18 protein-coding genes and 2 pseudogenes are annotated in these 17,263 nt (G+C 65.1%); 12 read left to right on the top strand and 8 right to left on the bottom strand.

Annotated features, from left to right (window positions below):
* Window positions 1-175: 175 nt before the first annotated feature.
* The 3 genes from ACW170_RS10380 to ACW170_RS10390 all read right to left on the bottom strand — a co-directional run bounded on the left by ACW170_RS10380 (window position 176) and on the right by ACW170_RS10390 (window position 2,568).
* The gene (locus ACW170_RS10380; RefSeq protein WP_492086616.1) at window positions 176-925 is read right to left on the bottom strand and encodes a winged helix-turn-helix domain-containing protein; all 750 of its coding nucleotides are present in this window, start codon (window positions 923-925) and stop codon (window positions 176-178) included.
* Between the two features lie 343 nt (window positions 926-1,268).
* Complete coding sequence (locus tag ACW170_RS10385; RefSeq protein WP_492086617.1) at window positions 1,269-1,595, bottom strand: nuclear transport factor 2 family protein; 327 nt, start codon at window positions 1,593-1,595, stop codon at window positions 1,269-1,271.
* A gap of 175 nt (window positions 1,596-1,770) precedes the next feature.
* On the bottom strand, window positions 1,771-2,568 hold the full coding sequence (locus ACW170_RS10390; protein WP_492086618.1) for a response regulator transcription factor: 798 nt from the start codon (window positions 2,566-2,568) through the stop codon (window positions 1,771-1,773).
* A 79-nt stretch (window positions 2,569-2,647) separates the two neighbouring features.
* Between ACW170_RS10390 and ACW170_RS10395 the strand changes: the two genes are divergently transcribed.
* Window positions 2,648-3,280, top strand: a complete 633-nt coding sequence (locus tag ACW170_RS10395; RefSeq protein ID WP_492086619.1) for a response regulator — start codon at window positions 2,648-2,650, stop codon at window positions 3,278-3,280.
* A gap of 65 nt (window positions 3,281-3,345) precedes the next feature.
* Here ACW170_RS10395 and ACW170_RS10400 read toward each other — a convergent pair whose 3' ends face one another.
* Complete coding sequence (locus ACW170_RS10400; protein ID WP_492086620.1) at window positions 3,346-3,741, bottom strand: hypothetical protein; 396 nt, start codon at window positions 3,739-3,741, stop codon at window positions 3,346-3,348.
* A 190-nt stretch (window positions 3,742-3,931) separates the two neighbouring features.
* Here ACW170_RS10400 and ACW170_RS10405 point away from each other — a divergent pair, with 190 nt between their 5' ends.
* From ACW170_RS10405 to ACW170_RS10415, 3 genes are all read left to right on the top strand, one after another.
* Complete coding sequence (locus ACW170_RS10405; protein ID WP_492086621.1) at window positions 3,932-6,931, top strand: ligand-binding sensor domain-containing protein; 3,000 nt, start codon at window positions 3,932-3,934, stop codon at window positions 6,929-6,931.
* 283 nt (window positions 6,932-7,214) lie between these two features.
* Window positions 7,215-8,048: an alpha/beta fold hydrolase gene (locus ACW170_RS10410; RefSeq protein WP_492089168.1), complete on the top strand. Its 834-nt coding sequence runs from the start codon at window positions 7,215-7,217 to the stop codon at window positions 8,046-8,048.
* Window positions 8,049-8,322: 274 nt separating this feature from the next.
* Window positions 8,323-9,303, top strand: a complete 981-nt coding sequence (locus ACW170_RS10415; protein ID WP_492086622.1) for a hypothetical protein — start codon at window positions 8,323-8,325, stop codon at window positions 9,301-9,303.
* 7 nt (window positions 9,304-9,310) lie between these two features.
* Here ACW170_RS10415 and ACW170_RS10420 read toward each other — a convergent pair whose 3' ends face one another.
* Together ACW170_RS10420 and ACW170_RS10425 are read right to left on the bottom strand one after the other, a co-directional pair.
* Complete coding sequence (locus ACW170_RS10420; protein WP_492086623.1) at window positions 9,311-9,667, bottom strand: lysozyme inhibitor LprI family protein; 357 nt, start codon at window positions 9,665-9,667, stop codon at window positions 9,311-9,313.
* 193 nt (window positions 9,668-9,860) lie between these two features.
* Window positions 9,861-10,562 (bottom strand): phosphatase PAP2 family protein, encoded by a 702-nt coding sequence (locus ACW170_RS10425; RefSeq protein ID WP_492086624.1) that lies wholly within the window; start codon window positions 10,560-10,562, stop codon window positions 9,861-9,863.
* Between the two features lie 345 nt (window positions 10,563-10,907).
* On the opposite strand from ACW170_RS10425, the gene ACW170_RS10430 reads away from it, so the two are divergent.
* The 3 genes from ACW170_RS10430 to glnA all read left to right on the top strand — a co-directional run bounded on the left by ACW170_RS10430 (window position 10,908) and on the right by glnA (window position 13,669).
* Entirely contained in the window at window positions 10,908-11,540 is a 633-nt protein-coding gene (locus ACW170_RS10430; RefSeq protein WP_492086625.1) for a LysE family translocator, read from the top strand.
* 45 nt (window positions 11,541-11,585) lie between these two features.
* The gene (locus ACW170_RS10435) at window positions 11,586-11,996 is read left to right on the top strand and encodes a DoxX family protein (protein WP_492086626.1); all 411 of its coding nucleotides are present in this window, start codon (window positions 11,586-11,588) and stop codon (window positions 11,994-11,996) included.
* Between the two features lie 263 nt (window positions 11,997-12,259).
* Window positions 12,260-13,669: a type I glutamate--ammonia ligase gene (gene glnA, locus ACW170_RS10440; RefSeq protein WP_492086627.1), complete on the top strand. Its 1,410-nt coding sequence runs from the start codon at window positions 12,260-12,262 to the stop codon at window positions 13,667-13,669.
* A gap of 95 nt (window positions 13,670-13,764) precedes the next feature.
* Here glnA and ACW170_RS10445 read toward each other — a convergent pair whose 3' ends face one another.
* The gene (locus ACW170_RS10445; protein WP_492086628.1) at window positions 13,765-14,547 is read right to left on the bottom strand and encodes a GNAT family N-acetyltransferase; all 783 of its coding nucleotides are present in this window, start codon (window positions 14,545-14,547) and stop codon (window positions 13,765-13,767) included.
* A gap of 171 nt (window positions 14,548-14,718) precedes the next feature.
* Window positions 14,719-15,260, bottom strand: a pseudogene (locus ACW170_RS10450) (DDE-type integrase/transposase/recombinase).
* A 155-nt stretch (window positions 15,261-15,415) separates the two neighbouring features.
* Here ACW170_RS10450 and ACW170_RS10455 point away from each other — a divergent pair.
* The 5 genes and pseudogenes from ACW170_RS10455 to ACW170_RS10475 form a co-directional block, all read left to right on the top strand.
* Window positions 15,416-15,538, top strand: a pseudogene (locus ACW170_RS10455) (LuxR C-terminal-related transcriptional regulator); the annotation flags it as partial.
* Window positions 15,539-15,701: 163 nt separating this feature from the next.
* Window positions 15,702-15,971, top strand: coding sequence for a hypothetical protein (locus ACW170_RS10460; protein WP_271166521.1), 270 nt, complete (start codon window positions 15,702-15,704; stop codon window positions 15,969-15,971).
* A 112-nt stretch (window positions 15,972-16,083) separates the two neighbouring features.
* Window positions 16,084-16,440, top strand: coding sequence for a hypothetical protein (locus tag ACW170_RS10465; protein WP_492086629.1), 357 nt, complete (start codon window positions 16,084-16,086; stop codon window positions 16,438-16,440).
* Between the two features lie 28 nt (window positions 16,441-16,468).
* Window positions 16,469-16,873, top strand: a complete 405-nt coding sequence (locus tag ACW170_RS10470) for a hypothetical protein (protein WP_492086630.1) — start codon at window positions 16,469-16,471, stop codon at window positions 16,871-16,873.
* A 30-nt stretch (window positions 16,874-16,903) separates the two neighbouring features.
* The gene (locus tag ACW170_RS10475; RefSeq protein ID WP_492086631.1) at window positions 16,904-17,260 is read left to right on the top strand and encodes a helix-turn-helix domain-containing protein; all 357 of its coding nucleotides are present in this window, start codon (window positions 16,904-16,906) and stop codon (window positions 17,258-17,260) included.
* Window positions 17,261-17,263 lie beyond the last annotated feature (3 nt).

Here is a 17,263-nt window from a genome sequence, read left to right on the forward strand (position 1 = left end):
GTCCGCCTGGCCCGGTTCGGCCTGGGATGTGACCGAGCGGGATCGTGGCGCCGAATATCCAGCCCGACTTCCATATCGGAGCGAACCTGGTGTCTGCCGGCCGGGCGGGCGCCCTCAGTGTCAGTCTTGGCGGCGGCGCCCAGCACCCTGGTCATTCCTCTTGCGACCGAATGTGTTAGGACGCCTCCACCTCGGCCTTGAAAATATAGCCGAGGCCCCTGATGGTCGCGATCACCTCGACGCTGTTCGGCCTTGCCTGGAGCTTCCGCCGAAGTCGCAGCACCTGAGCATCAATGCTGCGGTCCGATAGGTCCTCGCGCATACCTGTCGCGTCGAGCAAGTCGTGGCGAGACAGCACGCGTTGCGGCGCGCTGATAAAGGCGTTTAGGAGCCGGAATTCGCCCAAGGTCAGAACGACCGAAGCGCCGCCCTCTTGGGACAGACGGCGCGTGCGGCAATCCAACTCCCACAGGCCGAACCGGACGCGTGTGCGCGGACGCAATCGCACTGCTCCGGACAACTGATTGCGCCGTCGCAGGATGCTGCGGATCCGGGCGTTGAGTTCACGTGGATCGACCGGACCGTCGAGATAGTCGTCAGCGCCCAGTTCGAGGCCTACGATTCCGTCAGCCGGGTGACGCGGCTTCGCAGCGACGAGGACGACCGGAACCTCCGACGCCGCGCGCAGTCGCCGCAAAAGATCAAGGCCGTCTCCGCCGAGATCGAGGTCCAGGACCACCAGGCTAGGATGGTCGCCGATACCCCGAAACAAGCCCGCGGGCGTTTCGGTCGCGACGACCCGCATCCCGTCTTCCTCAAGGGTGGAGCAAAGGCTCTCGAGCAAACGGGTTGAGCCGGCCGCAAAAAGGATGCGAGGCCTAACGGTCAACAGGTCGAGCGGATGACCGACAGAGGCCAGATTCATCTCCGGCCGCCATTGGCTATTCGCTGTGGCCTCCTCATTCAAGGGGAGGCGGCGGGCCGCTAGATCCTGTGTGGGATGGGCAGGGCTGGTCATAGACTATTGATACAGGTTGGCCCGGCCCGGCGGTGGAACGATCCGGTTGCGACTGAAACACCGGCCGCAGGACGGGGCGACTGAGATGCTAAAGGCGAGCCCCCAGCCCTCGTATCGGCAAGGGCAGGCGAGGTGCGGCCGTCACATGGTTGGGATGGCCTGCAAGAAGCGCCCGTACCGTTCCTAACAACGTCAGGCAGGCCTTGGGCGTCGGAGGCTGTCGATCAACGGCCGAGTCAATCTTCTGTCCTCAGGCGATCTCCATGCTCTTGATCGCATCGCCGTCGAGTTCGAAGACCAGGACGAACCGGCGCTGGCTCACCTCGAAGTCGCCGGCCTTAACGCCCTCAACGACGATTTTGCCAGTCTCGTGGCATAGGGTGTCCGGGATGAAGACCGTCCCGTTTGCGGCCGACGTGTCGAGAATCCAGGAGCGCACCGCCTGATGGCCTTGGTGACGTCGGCCGCCGTGATTGACGGCGCCGTCGGCGGCAAAGGTTTGCACCATGCCCTCGACGTCGCGCCGCGCGATGGCGTCTACATAGTCTGCGATCGGCTGGGGGAGTCTTACGAACATCCGGGTCTCCAAGGTTGAAAATGAGAAGTCGATGCAAGCTGCAAAACGAGCCGATCGATCACAAGCCGGGCCTGCCGGCTTTCGCGTTGCGACTGAAACAGCCGGTAGGCGCGAGGTCCTCGGCGACGCCAGGTCTTTGACGGTAGGGCGCGCACACCGATCGAACAGACGGGCATCAGACGCCAAGGCCCAGCAGATCGGCCATCCGGACCAGATCCGCTGTCCCCCGCGCCTGCATCTTCTGCATCGCCAGCCGGCGATGGGTTTTGACCGTCGTCTCGCTGAGGTCGAGTTCGGCCGCCGCCTGCTTGTTCAGACGACCCGTCGCCACCAGTTCGACGACTTGCCGCTGACGGGCCGAAAGGCTGTCGAAACAGCGACGTAGTCGCTCGCTTTCCCGCCGTTCAAGCCAACGCCGCTGGTCGATCGCCAAGGCGGCCGTGACGGCGTCGAGAAGCTCCTGCTCTCGAAAGGGCTTTGTCAGGAAATCGGTCGCTCCCCCCCGCATCGCCCGGACAGACAGCGCGACGTCAGCATAGGCCGTCATGATGATCACCGGCGGATGGCTTTCCGACCGGGCCGCCTGCGTCAGCAGATCAAGACCGTTGCCGTCCGGCAGCCGTATGTCGGTGAGAATGCAACTGGGCCTGTCCGGGAGGTCGGCGGCGTAGAAGTCTTGTAGGGACGCATGTTCGGTGGATTCCAGGCCGATTGACAGCAGCAGCTCATGCAGAGCCATCCCGAGGATCAGATCGTCTTCGACGATGTGAACCAGGGCGGGGGGGATCGCGTGGGGCAAACGCTCGTGTCTTCGTTGTGCGGGCATTAAGGCTTGCTCCTTTTGGACGAGGCATGATCCGGGAGAAGCCGGACCCGGTCGAGTTGGATCGGGTAGGCTCGCGCCTACACTGATGCGGGGGAGCAGCCGCCGCCGCCGGATGCTCCGGGCATGCCCGAACGGGTGAGTGGACATGGATCAATCGGGCTTGATACTCTGCGAGACGCGCTCATCTTGGCGTGGGCCGCGTTGATGGCGGACAAGGAGTGACGCGGTGTCGGCCAGCAGCAACCCGATACGTGTTCTGGTCGTGGATGATCACGCCATGCTGCGCGAAGGCGTCGCGGCCATGATGTCGACAGAGAGCGATATGGAGCTGGCAGGTCAGGCCGCCGACGGCGTCGAGGCGGTCGCGGCGTTTGAGCGCCTGCGTCCAGACATCGTTCTGCTCGATTTGCAGATGCCGCGCATGAAAGGCCTGGACGTGCTCGCCGCAGTTCGACAGCTGGAACCGGCGGCCCGGGTGATTGTGTTGACCACCTACGACGGGGACTTCCAGGCATTGCGCGCCCTCAAGGCCGGCGCCTCCGGCTATCTCCTCAAGACGTCGCTTCGCAAGGAGTTGATCGACGCCGTTCGGGCGGTCCACTCGGGGCGTCGCTACATTCTCGCGGAAGTCGCCCACGACATCGCGCTACATGCCACCGAGGACAGTCTCAGCCAGCGCGAAATCGACATTCTGGACCAGGTGGCGAGGGGGCAGTCCAACAAGGCTGTGGCGCGCGGTTTCGGTCTGTCGGAAGACACCATAAAGGCCCATCTTCGCAGCGTGTTTTCGAAGCTGCACGTCAGGGATCGAACCGAAGCTGTCACCGTTGCCTTGAAACGTGGCATCCTGACGCTTTAGCGGCGTCATGAACTCGGCGGAGGCGGCGCCCGCGGTCTGGGCAAACGGGTCCGGCGCCGCTCGATCTACTTCGGGCTATCAGAGCTCGGCAGGATGATCCGCCGTCTTCCGAACAGGGCGCTGTCGATCGAATAGGCGCCGGGGCCGACAAGAGCGAGAGCGGCGGCGCAGACGACGTGGACAGTAAGGGGGTCCAAGCTGACGGACCGGGCGAATATCAGCGGCAAGGCCACAGCGCTGACGGCGGCCAGCGCCCTTGTTTGGATACCGGCCGCGATGGGAGCTGCGATCATCAACCAAACGGCGAGCACCCAGCCGAAACGGGGTTGCGCCGCGTTCGCGAGCGCAACTGCAGATCCGGCGACCCCAATGCGCAGAAGCAACAGGCCGGCCCCCGTCAAGCCGCTCGGGTAAATGTACATCAGGGAGCCCATGCCTAGACGTCGCACGATCCCTTTCATGCGTGTAGCCTCGACTGAGGGACGATCGCCTAACCTGATCGGGGATGCGTCTTCTTCACCGATGTCTCGATATGGGGGCGACAGAAATGGGTGAAGGTAGGGAGCAGGCGTGGAGATAGCCCGCGTTCAGAGAGCGGTGTCGTTCGGTCGATCAGCGGCCGTCACTCTTCTATGGGCGCTGACAAGCGCCTTGCTCGCAGCGGCCACGCTCGTCGAAGCCCGGACGCCCGAAAGGCGCATCGCCCAGTACCAGCACACACGCTGGACGATGGCGGAGGGCGCTCCACAGCTTATCTATGCGATGGCTCAGTCGCCGGACGGCTTTATCTGGCTGGCGTCCGAAAGCGGGCTTGTTCGTTTCGACGGCCTGACATTTGAACAGATTTCTCCCATGTCCGGGGACGGATCGGGCCAGGTCACCGCGGTACTGGTGAGCCGGACGGGCGCGGTTTGGGCGGCGTTGCGGAACTCGCAGCGACTGGTGATCTACCACAAGGGCAGGCTTACGACGGCGCCCTTGCCCATGCACGAGGATGGGCTGGTCCGACACCTGATCGAGGCGCCGGACGGATCGATCTGGGCAGGGGATCCCCATGTAGGCCTGCCGCTGTTGCGCTTCGCGAATGGACAGTGGCGAAGCATCGACGCGACTGCGGGACTGCCAAGGTCGGGTCTGACCAGCCTGTTGGCGACGGCGGATGGGGCGATTTGGGCCGGATATGCCGACTATGTTCTGCGCCTCGCGCCAAGCAGGGCGCGCTTCGAGCGCGTCGCCAATCTGCAGTCGAGCCTGGGCAGACTCGCCTTGGACGGTGAAGGGCGGGTCTGGCTGCTGGATCGCGGTTCGGCCCGCCCCATAAGCGGGCCACGGGGCGCTCCGACTGGCTCTCCGTCGTCCACCCGGATGCCGGTCGATGACTCAGGTCGCCCCGGACGTCCGCTGTTCGACAGGTTTGGCAATCTGTGGGAGGCGACCCTGCTGGGCGGGGTGACGAAAAGCCGGGCAGGGCTCGCCGCTCGACAAATCGACAGGTTCAACGCCGTCAACGGCCTTTCTTCCGACGCGACGACGTCTGTTCTGGAAGATCGTGAAGGCAATATCTGGGTTGGAGCGGCAAGCGGCCTTGATCGATTTCGTCGATCGCCCGTCGTCCCCGAGCCCGGGCTTTCGAGGCCGGGCCCCTATGGCAATGTCCAGCTTTCGGCGTCCGACGGCACGGTCTATATCGCGGAGACTGACACCGTATACCGCGTGTCTGCCGGTGGATCTCCTGAAGTCCTGATGAGAGGTACGGCTTTCCCGCAAGGCCTGTGCGAAGGCCCGGATGGGACCATCTGGATTGTGAGTTCTGACGCCATTCGCGGCCTTCGCCCAGACGGCCGGACCATCGTCCGAGCTCGGCCTGCCGCAGCGCAGCGCGAGTTGTCTGACTGTGTGGTGGACGAGGCGGGTGGATTGCACGTCAACGCTGGAGGTGATGGCGGGTTTCGGTGGATTAACGGGAATTGGGAGACGCTCGCCTTGAGCGGCGGCCAACCGTTCTACGCGAAGACTTTGGCACGCGATGGCGCCGGCCGGCTTTGGGCTGATCTGGATCAGAACGCTCTGGCTCAGTGGACGCCGCAGGGGTGGCGGGAAGTCCTCTCCCCTGAGCGGCTGTCCACAGGAAGCCTCTTGACGCTGTTTCCCTTGGCAAGCGGGACGTTGTTCGCGGGCCGGGAGGGCGTGGGGCGGCATACTCCCGAGGCGGGTAGCGCAGGACCGGTTCGGGCTTTTCGCGGCAGCACCGGTCTGATCAGGCGACCGAATGGCGATGTCTGGGCCTTTTCGTCGCGCGGTCTGATTTATATGCAGGCGCAGGCCTTCGACAGATCGCTTGCTGATCCGGCCTACGCCGCGCCGTTCCGCGTCTTTGGTCCTTCCGATGGCCTTCTTAGCCGCTATGCGTCTCAAAGTTGGCGGTCACTGGTCCAAGGGGGGGATGGGCGCATTTGGGTCGCCACAGCCATCGGCGCCGCCTGGATTGATCCGGCGCGCATCCCCGTCAACCAGCGGGCTCCACCTGTCGTCATTACGAAGCTGGAGGGCCGTGGGGTGTTCGAACGCGACCCAACGGCAGTGCAGCTGAAGGCTGGAATGTCGGACCTGGCGATAAGCTTTTCAGCCCTTAGTCTCGGTGCTCCTGAACGGGTTCAGGTGCGTTACCGGCTGGACGGGCATGACGAAGACTGGGTCGATCCGGGACAGCGTCGCCAAGCCTTCTACACCAACCTGCGCCCAGGCTCTTATCGCTTTCAGATCATCGCAGCCAATGAGGACGGGGTCTGGAACCGGAAAGGCGCGACCGTGTCCTTCACGATTGCGCCGACCTTCTTGCAATCCATGTTGTTCAAGTTGCTCTGTGCTCTTGCCTTCCTTGGCCTGGCGTCGGCCGCCTATCTGCTGCGAATGCGGCAGGTGACGGCCCAGTTGAGGGACCGGTTCCAGATCCGCATCGCCGAGCGCGAGCGCATAGCGCGTGAACTTCACGATACCTGGTTGCAGGGCGTCCAGGGGCTCTTGCTCAGTTTTCAGTCGGTCGCAAATCGCCTGCCGGCCGGCAGCGCGCTGAGGGCGTCTGTCGACGACACCCTGGACCGGGCCGACAGCCTCATCGTGGATGGGCGGCGGCGCTTGCGTGATCTGCGTCGGCGGGCCGCCGACACCGACCTCGGTCAGGCCCTTGCCGACGCGGCGAGGGAGGTGATCTCAAACCAGTCGGAAGCGCGCATCACGATAGAAGGGACCCAGCGACCGCTCGACCCCACCGTCGCCGAAGAACTGTTGCGCATTGCGGAGGAAGCCATGCGCAACGCCGTCCAGCATGGTGAAGACGTCGAGATCGAGGTCGCCCTGGTCTACGCCCGTCTGGAGCTAAGGTTGGTGATCCGCGACCACGGTCCCGGGTTACCTGACGATGTGCTCGCGACCGGTCAGAAAAGCGGCCATTTCGGTCTGCTGGGTATGCAGGAGCGGGCTGAGCGGATCGGTGCGCGCCTCGAAATCTGGAGCCAGTCCCGGCGGGGAACCGAGGTCAGGATCACCCTGCCATCGCACCGCGCCTATCGCGGCGGACGCCCATTCGACGCCGCCCGCCTGTTCGAGCGTGCGGGTCTGAAACCGCCCCGTCTGCCGGGTAGACGCCGCTGACGTCGCGCGGGAATGCGCGGTCGACTGATACCAAAGATGAATGTCACGACCTCCAGGGCGACTGGCGGCGCGTATGGCGTCCGGGCACCGTCAGTCACAGGAACAACTCACTGAAAGCCCCGGGGGGCGGCAAGCCATGACCACGCACGAAGATTCAGCCCCCGCGACCACCCGTCGCGCCCTCCTGGCGGCGACGGGTGCGACGGGCCTCGCCCTAGGCCTGCCTGCTTCGGCCCTGGCCGCCATTCTTCAACAGCCCACCGACAACCCAGGAGCTCCGGTGATGACCACGATCAAGACCCGCGACGGCACGGAAATCTTCTACAAGGACTGGGGGCCGAAGGACGCCCAGCCGATCGTGTTCCACCATGGTTGGCCGTTGACCGGCGATGACTGGGACAACCAGATGCTCTTCTTCCTGGAGAAGGGGTATCGCGTCATCGCCCATGACCGTCGCGGTCACGGCCGGTCGGCACAGACGGACACCGGCAACGACATGGACCACTATGCCGCCGACGTCGCCGATCTGGCCGCCGCGCTCGACCTGCGATCGGCCATTCACGTCGGCCACTCGACCGGCGGCGGCGAGGTGGCGCGTTATGTCGCTCGCCACGGCGGCGGCGGTCGGGTGGCGAAGGCTGTGCTGATCGGCGCCATCACGCCCGTCATGGTCAAGACCGCGGGCAATCCCGACGGCTTGCCTCTTGAGCTGTTCGACAGCTTCCGCGCCGCTCTGGCCGCCAACCGGGCCCAGTATTTCTGGGACCTGCCCAGCGGGCCCTTCTATGGTTTCAACCGCCCTGGCGCGACCCCGCAGCCGGGCGTCATCGCCAACTGGTGGCGTCAAGGCATGCAGGGCGGCGCCAAGGCGCACTATGACTGCATCAAGGCCTTCTCGGAGACGGACTTTACTGAGGATCTGCGAGCCATTTCCGTGCCGACGCTCGTCCTTCACGGAGACGATGATCAACTGGTGCCGGTCGATACGTCCGCCCGGCTGGCGGCCCCCATGCTCCGGAAGGGGGAGCTCAAGATCTATCCGGGTTTCAGTCACGGAATGTGCACGGTCAACTCGGATGTGGTGAACGCGGACCTGCTGGCATTCTTCAAGAAATAAGCCAGCGAGGTCCCGGCGCTCTAGCCCTGAAAGGCCGCACCTGTGCAGAGGTCGGCAAGGGCTTGTGGGCGACCCCGGCGGACACCGCCGGGGTCGCTTAAGCCTTGGAGTCCCGACAGGGGGCGCCGGATGTCGGTGTGTTCCAGGGGTGACGCCGTCCGGCACGCCGCCCGCAGCGCCTGGGCGAGCGCCATAGAGCTGGAACAGCTAGATCTCGACGTTGGAAACACCTAATTTGCATAGCCTTGGCGCTGACCGCCCGGTTGATCGACTGATGCAAGAGATGCGGATCATCACACGGATGCCTTGGGTCGAACTGAAGCCGCTGCTCGCGGCGACAGTCTTGGGGTTTCTCGTCCTGTCCGGCGTCGATCATGCCCGGGCCCAGAGCGATCCGGCGGCGAGCGCCGACCCCGCGACACTGCGAGGCCGGATTACGCCGCCTTCCGATGAGACAATCGAAGCCTATCGCCAGGCCGGCGCTGAGAACGCCCAGGCGCACCGACTGACCAAGCGGGAATGGGCCTTGGTCGAAGGCGCGATCGCCGATCTGCCGCCTCTGCATCGGCAGGTCCTGGAGCGTCGCCTGGGTCGTCTTAGCTTCATTGATGCACCCTCCAGCATGGGCACAGCCCTGACCCGCGCCTACGACGGGCCCGATGGAGAGAGCCTTTTCGAGATCACCCTGCGCGCGGACGTCCTGGACAAGACCCTGAGCGCGTTCCTGACCCAAAAGGAGGCGATGCTCTTCACGGACGACGGCTCAGGCTACAGTGTTCATGTCTCGGCGGGCGCCGCGCCGGCGCTCCCCTATCTTCTGCTCCACGAAGCGACCCATGTGATTGACCAGACGTTCGGCGTTTCGATGGAGATGCGCCCCTTCGGCGCGCTGTGGGTCGGCTACCGGGATCTGGCGGACGCCTATGCGACTGGACCGTTGGGGATGTCCGCCTACCGCCGCGGGCCGCCGATCCCTTTGTCGCAGAGCCCGGGCCTGTACAGGGCGCTGGCGGCGTCGCCCTTCGTCTCCCTCTACTCCACCGCCTCCGCCGGCGAGGACCTGGCCGAACTCTCGGCCTGGAGCACGCTTTCCGTCCGGTTCGGGATTCCTCTGACGCTCGAGGTCAGGGACGCGACCGGCCGGCTCGTCGTCATGGTCGAGCCGCTTGCCTCGCCGGCCGTTCAAGACCGCTTCGCGACCGTCGAAGCGATTTTCGCCCAAACCGGGGCGCGGCCGAACGAGACGCTTCCTTGAACCGAATCTAGCCGCCGGTCGCTTCCAGGGCGAGACGACGACGAATGGTCTCGTTCAGCAGACAGCCGGGGATCTGGATCCGGTCGATGGTCCCGCCTGTGGCTGACGCCCGGCACCCGTCATCGCGCTGACGGATCCAGGCCCGTTCCTCACTGCGGAGCCTCGCCTGGCCGGCGCTGTCGAGCCTGGCCATCGCCGCCCGGTAGGCCGTGTTCAGACGCGCGTCCTGCGCCTCAAGTTCGGCGTTGACGCAGGCGGCCATGGCCGGGGTCACCCCTCTGGCCGCGTCTCCGCTGCCCAGACAGGCGTCCATCGTGGGGGAGTGTTCGGCGTCGATCTGAGCCTGGGTCACGACCAGGGGCATAAGGTTCGCCGGCGGGGCGGGGCGCGCCGGAGCGGCGGGAGCGGCGGATGGGACGGCGGGGGTCGGGACCGCAGTTTCAGTCTGGGCCGGAGGCGAGGGGGCAGCCTGCGGTGCAGGGCTATCGCCTGGCCCGCATGCGGCTAAGGCGAGGGCCAGGGCGCCCAGGACTGCCTGTGTCAGAGAGTTCGCCATGTCATGTCCTCGAGGGAAGGGGAGCGTCTTTAACGCACGAAACCGTCTGACCGATCAGGGCGCCCAGGCCAAGACCCGCGATTATGTCGCTGGGCCAATGGTCTCCGCCGAGCACCCGCGACAGGGCGGCCAGCCCGGCGAGCGACAGCCAAATCCAACCCTGCTGCGGAGACAGCCGCATCGCCGATACGGCCAGGGCGCCCGCGAGGGCCGCGTGCGCCGAAGGTAGGGAGTGAAAGCTCGCATTGGCGGTGAAGGGATCGAAGCTCAGCCAATCCGAGGCGACGCCGTCCGGTCGCGCGCGACCGATGAGGGCCTTGAGACAGAGGGCCGCGAACGTGGCCAGAAGACCGGCCTTGAACAGCGACCATGCCGCCGACAGCGGCCCATGAAATTGCATCTGACGGCGACGCCCGAGAATTCCCATTCGACCCAGGCCCGCCACCACGAGCAGAACGAACAGGGCGGACAGGATGTGCGTCGGCTCCAGAATGGACCCCAGGCTGACGAGGACTGACCGCAGCGTCCCACCGGGCCCGGCGACGAAGGCGAGGGCGAAAGGATCAATCGCAACCAGCGTCGCCGCCGTCGCCGTGAGCCAGTAAAGGACCCCTGTCGCCGTTCCGAGGGTGGAGACCGGGAGCCGCCGTCGCTTGCCATACAGGGAGGCCTGCCCCGACGCGGACGGTTGATGGCGCGGCAATGAAATCCTCCGTCACGAAACAGGCGTGGAAGCTCCCTTGCCTGGGCGCTGGAGATTGCGCTTCGATGACCGGATGAGCGCGCGGTGTTGCCGTTGTAATCGCCGCGCCAATCGGCACGCGGCGTGCGCCGGCCGCCAGTGCCGACGGCCTGGACCTGCTGGGCTGGAGCGCTTCCAGTGGGCCGGATTCGGAACGCTTCGAGGCCGCGGTCACGCAGGCCTTGTTACGCTTGAAACCGCTTCCCTACGGTTCTGAAGGCGGCGCGAAATGCGGCGGGTTGAAACGGCCGTCGCTGAAGGTTGGCCGGAGACACGACTGACCGCGCCGACGTCTCGAGTTCGTCCATGTCACCGGAAGCTCTTTCCGCCTTCCTCGTCACTGCCTTCGTCCTGACAATGGCGCCTGGGCTCGATACGGCCATGGTGCTGCGCTCGGCCGCCGCCGACGGTGTCCGTCATGGGGCGGCGACCGCCTTTGGCATCGCCATCGGTTGCCTGTGCTGGGGTGGCGCCGCGGCCTTCGGACTTGGCGCTCTTCTGGCTGCCTGGCCGCTGGCGTTCGAGGTGCTCAAATGGGCGGGCGCGGCCTATCTGGCCTGGCTTGGCCTACGCCTGCTGGTCAGGCCTCGCCGCATCTTCTCGGCCGGCGCCACACCCGTAGGGAAGGCGCCGTCAGTCGCCAGCTCTGTACGGGGCGGGTTCACAACCAATATTTTGAACCCGAAGGTCGGCCTCTTTTACCTGACCCTGCTGCCGCAGTTCCTGCCGGCGGACGCAAGAAGCGGGACCGCGTTCGGCCTCGCCGGCCTCCATGTCGGCATCGCCCTGACCTGGTTTCTCGTCCTGTCGGGCGTCACCGCCGGCATTCGGCCCTGGCTGAGTCGTCCCGGGGTCATGGCCGCCGTCGATCGCACGACGGGCGGCGTCTTCATGCTGCTCAGCCTCCAACTCATCCTCCTGTCGGGACTGCACGCCTGACCCGACGTCCCCTGCCGGTATCACGCCCACGAAAGAACCTTGCCTATGACCTTTCCTACACACCTGATCGGCCGGATCCTTGTCAGCGCCGCCGCGCTCGCCCTGCTCCTTGATGGCGCGCTGCTGGCGACCTCCGCACCGCCGATAATCGCAGCGCTGGGCCACGCGGGCTTTGAACCCGGCCTCGCTCCGCTGATCGGGCTGGTGATCCTCGGGGCGGCCCTGCTTTTGCTCATTCCCCGACTGGCCCCGCTGGGCGCTATCCTGTGCACCGGCTTCCTCGGCGGCGCTATCTGCGCGCACGTCCGCATCGGCGAGCTCGGCTCGCCGCCGCAGATCATCTGTTTGGTGCTGGGCGGCCTGATCTGGGGCGGCCTGCTGCTCGCCGATTCTCGCGTCCGCTGCTTGATGCACGGCGCCACGACCGATCGACCTGGGGCGATCCCCCTCTTCTGAACCTGTTCCCCGCCAGGGGCTCGCCCCCATCTGACGCCGTCGCAGACGATGACGATCCGCACTTTGTTCCAGCGGTAACAGGATGTCGCCCTTGCTGTCGCGCGTCGCCAATCCAGGCCTGTGTTGATGTGGCGGGGCGCACATCCGCCAGAAAGCGACCGCGTTCGTCGCCGAAGCAGGCGGATGGATGACGCGCCCGCGACGTCCCCCGGGGTCACCCCACAGCACCGGGGGACGTCATCCTCTCAGAAACAGGACCTAGAATGAAAACCGCCGACACGCTGCTGAGCGAAATCCACGAGAAGGGCGTCGAATACATCGATCTCCGCTTCACCGACACTAGGGGGCGGATGCAGCACGTCACCTTCGACGTCGACCTGGTCGATTCCGAGTTCTTGACCAAAGGCACGATGTTCGACGGTTCGTCGATCGCCGGCTGGAAGGCCATCAACGAGTCCGACATGCTGCTGAAGCCGGACCTGACCACGGCCTACATCGACCCGTTCTATCAGCAGACGACCATGTTCCTGTTCTGCGACGTGCTGAACCCGGACACCGGCGAACCCTACAACCGCGACAGCCGCTCGATGGCCAAAAAGGCCCTGTCCTATGTCCAGTCCTCGGGCATCGGCGACATCGTCTATTTCGGCCCGGAAGCCGAGTTCTTCATCTTCGACGACGTGCGCTGGTCGACCCAGCCGCACAACACCTCCTACTCGTATGATTCGACCGAGCTGCCGGCCAACACCGGCGCCGAATACACCGAAGGCAATATGGGCCACCGCCCTGGGCCCAAGGGCGGCTATTTCCCGGTCAACCCGGTCGATTCCGGCCAGGATCTGCGCGGCGAAATGCTGGGCGTGATGCGCGACCTGGGCCTCCAGCCCGAGAAGCACCACCACGAGGTGGCCCCGGCCCAGCACGAACTGGGTCTGAAGTTCTCGGACCTGCTGACCATGGCCGACCGGCTGCAGCTCTATAAGTACGTGATCCACAACGTCGCCGCCGCCTATGGCAAGTCGGCGACCTTCATGGCCAAGCCGATGTTCGCGGACAACGGCTCGGGCATGCACGTCCACATGTCGATCTGGAAGGACGGCAAGCCCCAGTTCGCCGGCGACAAATACGCCGGCCTGTCGCAGGAATGCCTGTGGTACATCGGCGGCATCATCAAACACGCCAAGGCCATCAACGCCTTCGCCAACTCGACCACCAACAGCTACAAGCGTCTGGTCCCCGGCTATGAAGCCCCGGTGAAACTGGCCTATTCGGCCCGCAACCGTTCGGCCTCGATCCGCATCCCGCACGTCTCGTCGCCGAAGGCCAAGCGTCTGGAAGCCCGCTTCCCCGACCCGATGGGCAACCCCTATCTGACCTTCGTCGCCCTGCTGATGGCCGGCCTGGACGGGATCGAGAACCGGATCGATCCGGGCGCGCCCGCCGACAAGAACCTGTACGATCTGCCGCCGGAAGAGCGCGGCTCGATCCCCGAGGTCTGCGGCTCGCTGCGCGAAGCCCTCGAGAACCTCGACAAGGACCGCGCCTTCCTCAAGAAGGGCGGCGTCATGGACGACGACTTCATCGACAGCTACATTGAGCTGAAGATGGAAGAGGTGATGCGCCTGCAACTGCACCCGCACCCGGTCGAATTCGACATGTACTACAGCTGCTGATCATCAGATCTGCGTAAAATCGAGGCGTCGGCGGAGAACCGCCGACGCCTTCATATCCGAGATCCATCCCCCTGAAGGCCCGTAGCGGGCGCGTGTCACAGCGGGGGAAGCGCGAGAATCTGGTATTCGGCCACCTTCGCGAACCCTAGGCTGAGATACAGGGGCTCACCCATCGGGGTGGCCTGGAGGGTGGCCAGTGGAAACCCATGTTCACGCGCGCAGGCGAGCGCCGCCGAGGTGAGCGCCGCCCCGACGCCGCGACGTCGCCAAGCCTCGTCCGTTGCGACGAGATATATTCCGGCGACGCCGTCGGCGAGCAACAGTTCGCTGACGCCGACGATCCGTCCGTCGATCCGGCCCTCGAAACGGACCAGGACGCCCGGGGCGTCCTGGCGCGCCTCCTCGGCGGCGACGACGAGGGGGATGTCGGCCTCGCGCACCCCCATGGCCGGAGCATAGGCGGCGACCCAGGACGAAAGTGGAGCGCCTTCGGGCAAGCGATCGACATGCAGATCCGCCGGACGGGGCAGGGTGCGGACTGCGTCGGTGCGGATCGCCATGATCGGCGCGACGCCCACTGTTTCGCCACCTGCCGCGGCGAGGGCGGCCAATGTCGCCGGGTCGCTGTCGCCGCCCACCCACCATAGCCAGGGATGACCGGCCAGCCGTCGCCGCGCCTCGGAAATCTTGGCGTCGAGGCTCCCGGACCCCAGCCACATCACCCCGTTTAACTGAGGGTGGTTCGCGCCGACGCTGTACAGGGTCAGGCCGTCTTCCACCCTTTGGGCGTAGCCATAACCGAGCCAGTAGCTCCGGCAGTTCCGGTGGAAGGCGGCGAGTTGTTCCGCACTCACAGCAAGGGTAATGTCTGGGATCATAGCGCGCCTCAGGAGAAGGGTGGGTGGGGCCCGCACGCGACGCGGCCTAGCAGCATCGATCAGACGTGTGGATTTCGGCATTGTGACGAGTCGTCGCCAAAGCGTTGCGATTGAAACCTGAACGGTCCAGCGAACGCGCTGTCAGGTTGACCGCCTTGAGTTGCAGATGTCCTAGTCGGCGTCGGCCCCGGCGCGGAAACGGCGAAGGCGCGTTCGGCAGATCAGATGACGCTGGACGTTGAAGGTGTTGTAGATCGCGGCCTGGGTGGTGAGGAATCGTTGGGCGGAGGCCTGGGATTTGAAGCCCTGCTGCTGCTGGCGTTCTCGCCGGCGGATAGGAAGGCGGGAGTTCTCGAGGTTCTCTCGTGCTCGGCCTGGCCGAGGGATGTTGGCGAGGCCGCGCGCTCGAAGTGCTGATCCGTATGACGTCAGGCCGTCGGTCGTAATCTGGTCCGGCACGACGGGGTGGTTGCAGCAAGCGTCCCTGACGCTTCAGCGCGGCGTGACTGTCGCGGCGCCGCTGGGAGGACGACGAGATCGAGCACCTCGGCTTCGTCATCGACGGCGCGCCAGAGGTGCATTCGACGCCCACCGGTCCAGCGGAACATCTCTTCGACGTCGCGCAGGGCGGTATTGAAGCGGAAATGTAGCCACACCGGATGGCGGATCACTACGGCCGGGAGGCGGTGGCGTCTGAACGACAGCGGCTTCATGCAAAATCGTCCCCGGTCAGCCATCTACGATCACCTTCAGTGGAGACAGGTTGGCGTTAGACTGACAGCGCCCGTCGCCCGCTGGCGAATTCGCGTTAACACCGTTGCCGCTAGGCGTCGTCCGGGCGACATAGGGGCTCGAGGGGGAGGCCGCGATGTCCGAGACTTTGGAACTGCTGACGGCGCGAGAGCGGGAGTGTCTGCGGCTGGTCCATGCTCACCATAATTCCAAGCAGATCGCGCGGACCCTAGGGATCAAGCCCGGGACAGTTGACAAGCATTGCGAGAACGCTGCGCGTAAGCTTGCGGTCGAGAACCGTGTGGCGGCGGCCTTGGTTTTGGCGGCGGCGGAGGCCCCTCCGAACGATTCCCAATACGAAGGGATCGCAATGGCGGCGACGTTGGGGATCGGTCCAGTTGGAGCGGCTGAAAGGACGCCCCATGACCCACCTCGACGATACGATCCCGCCCATCAGCTGGCGCGAAATGGAAGCCATCCTAGCGACGATGGCCACCACGGAAACGAAGCGCCTCATGATCCGGCATTTGGTGGAGGGCACGCGCAAGCAAGCCCACTTCCTGACGCCTGGCGGGGTGATGACCGAACTGTTCTACATCGCGTCCGCGATGCTGGACGCGAAGTTCAGTCCCTCGACCTCGGACACAGGCGGCTCGGAAGCATCCTCATCGTTTTCGGCGTCGCAGCCGTAGCGGTCTGGATCGTGACAGCCCTCGCCGGGGCCGAACAGTTCGCCTTCCTGCTGCAGAGACTGCGCTACGGCGGCTGACTGGCGGCTCCCGCTCTTTTCCAACGGATCCCCAAATGAAACGCGCCGAACAGGCGGCGGCTATCGCTGCACGCCTCCACCATGCCCTGCACCTGGCTGAAGCCGGACAGGATCAATCGATCAACCGTCTCGGCAAACTCGCCCAGGCGCTAACCCGAAGCCGCAAGGAGGCTGGACTGTCCGCCACGGTCGGTCAGCCGGCTTTCAACGCCCTGGCCCGCGCCATGGCGGCCCAGATTGAGGCGCAGGAGGCGATGGTCGAACTGCACCACGCCTTGGCCGAGGTGAAGGAACACACCAAATTCCGCAGCGTGCGGATGGGGGGACTGGAGAAGACAGAGACTCAAGTGCCTCGGGAGACGCGTCTGATGGTGGTTAAAGAGGCCGCCTGAATCAGTGCGATGCTGATACGGTGCGTCCATGTCGCCGATCTATCTGTTCACCCTGTGCCTTTTCCTTCTGACCGCCGCGCTCGCTTTCTGGCGAGGCGGTCGTTGGGAAAAGGCGGCTGCGGTCGTGCTTGGTGTGGCGTGGGCGGTGACTGCGCTCGGCTCGTTCGATTATCGAAACGCCCCGTGGGCCGCCATTGCGGCTGATTCGGCGGTCTTCCTGTTCCTGCTTTATGCGGCGTTGCAATCGGGTCGGCGCTGGACTCAGGCTGCGGCCGGGTTTCAGTTTCTGGTGCTGGCGACGCACTATGTGTTCGCGACCAATAGGGCGTTGGAGCAATGGGCCTATGTCACCGCCTATTATGTTTGGAATATCGCGCTTATCGCCTCGCTTCTCGGGGGTGTCCTCTGGCGCCCAAGGCAACCGACGCTATAACGGGATCGTCTGACTACAGAGAGATGCCTGATGGCCGTACAGCATGATGCCCTCGACCCGATCGATGTCCACGTGGGGACGCAATTGAGGGCCTTGCGCCAACGCGAGCGCCTTACGCAAGCGAAGCTGGCCCAGTCCCTGGGGGTTACGTTTCAGCAGGTGCAGAAGTACGAACGCGGCGTGAACCGTATGGCCGCCTCGACGCTGGCCAAGGCGTCGGCGGCGCTGGGCTGCTCGGTGATGGATTTCTATCCGAAGGTGGACGGATCCGGGGAGCCGTCACGTGGAGAGGTGTTGGACGAACTGGCCGGCCTGTATGACAGCATGGGCGGTCGGCAGCGTACCGCCCTGCTGGTGACGGCGCGTGCTTTGGCGACCGTGCGCTGAAGC

The organism is Brevundimonas sp. FV2ps16, from assembly GCF_058681075.1.

Excerpts from the sequence above, each read along its gene's own strand:
- ACW170_RS10470 (WP_492086630.1), top strand. The coding sequence starts at position 16,469 with ATGTCGCCGATCTATCTGTTCACCCTGTGCCTTTTCCTTCTGACCGCC.
- ACW170_RS10380 (WP_492086616.1), bottom strand. The coding sequence starts at position 925 with ATGAATCTGGCCTCTGTCGGTCATCCGCTCGACCTGTTGACCGTTAGG.
- ACW170_RS10415 (WP_492086622.1), top strand. The coding sequence starts at position 8,323 with ATGCAAGAGATGCGGATCATCACACGGATGCCTTGGGTCGAACTGAAG.
- glnA (WP_492086627.1), top strand. The coding sequence starts at position 12,260 with ATGAAAACCGCCGACACGCTGCTGAGCGAAATCCACGAGAAGGGCGTC.
- ACW170_RS10400 (WP_492086620.1), bottom strand. The coding sequence starts at position 3,741 with ATGAAAGGGATCGTGCGACGTCTAGGCATGGGCTCCCTGATGTACATT.
- ACW170_RS10390 (WP_492086618.1), bottom strand. The coding sequence starts at position 2,568 with ATGTCCACTCACCCGTTCGGGCATGCCCGGAGCATCCGGCGGCGGCGG.
- ACW170_RS10435 (WP_492086626.1), top strand. The coding sequence starts at position 11,586 with ATGACCTTTCCTACACACCTGATCGGCCGGATCCTTGTCAGCGCCGCC.
- ACW170_RS10465 (WP_492086629.1), top strand. The coding sequence starts at position 16,084 with ATGAAACGCGCCGAACAGGCGGCGGCTATCGCTGCACGCCTCCACCAT.
- ACW170_RS10460 (WP_271166521.1), top strand. The coding sequence starts at position 15,702 with ATGACCCACCTCGACGATACGATCCCGCCCATCAGCTGGCGCGAAATG.
- ACW170_RS10420 (WP_492086623.1), bottom strand. The coding sequence starts at position 9,667 with ATGCCCCTGGTCGTGACCCAGGCTCAGATCGACGCCGAACACTCCCCC.
- ACW170_RS10475 (WP_492086631.1), top strand. The coding sequence starts at position 16,904 with ATGGCCGTACAGCATGATGCCCTCGACCCGATCGATGTCCACGTGGGG.
- ACW170_RS10430 (WP_492086625.1), top strand. The coding sequence starts at position 10,908 with ATGTCACCGGAAGCTCTTTCCGCCTTCCTCGTCACTGCCTTCGTCCTG.
- ACW170_RS10385 (WP_492086617.1), bottom strand. The coding sequence starts at position 1,595 with ATGTTCGTAAGACTCCCCCAGCCGATCGCAGACTATGTAGACGCCATC.
- ACW170_RS10410 (WP_492089168.1), top strand. The coding sequence starts at position 7,215 with ATGACCACGATCAAGACCCGCGACGGCACGGAAATCTTCTACAAGGAC.
- ACW170_RS10445 (WP_492086628.1), bottom strand. The coding sequence starts at position 14,547 with ATGATCCCAGACATTACCCTTGCTGTGAGTGCGGAACAACTCGCCGCC.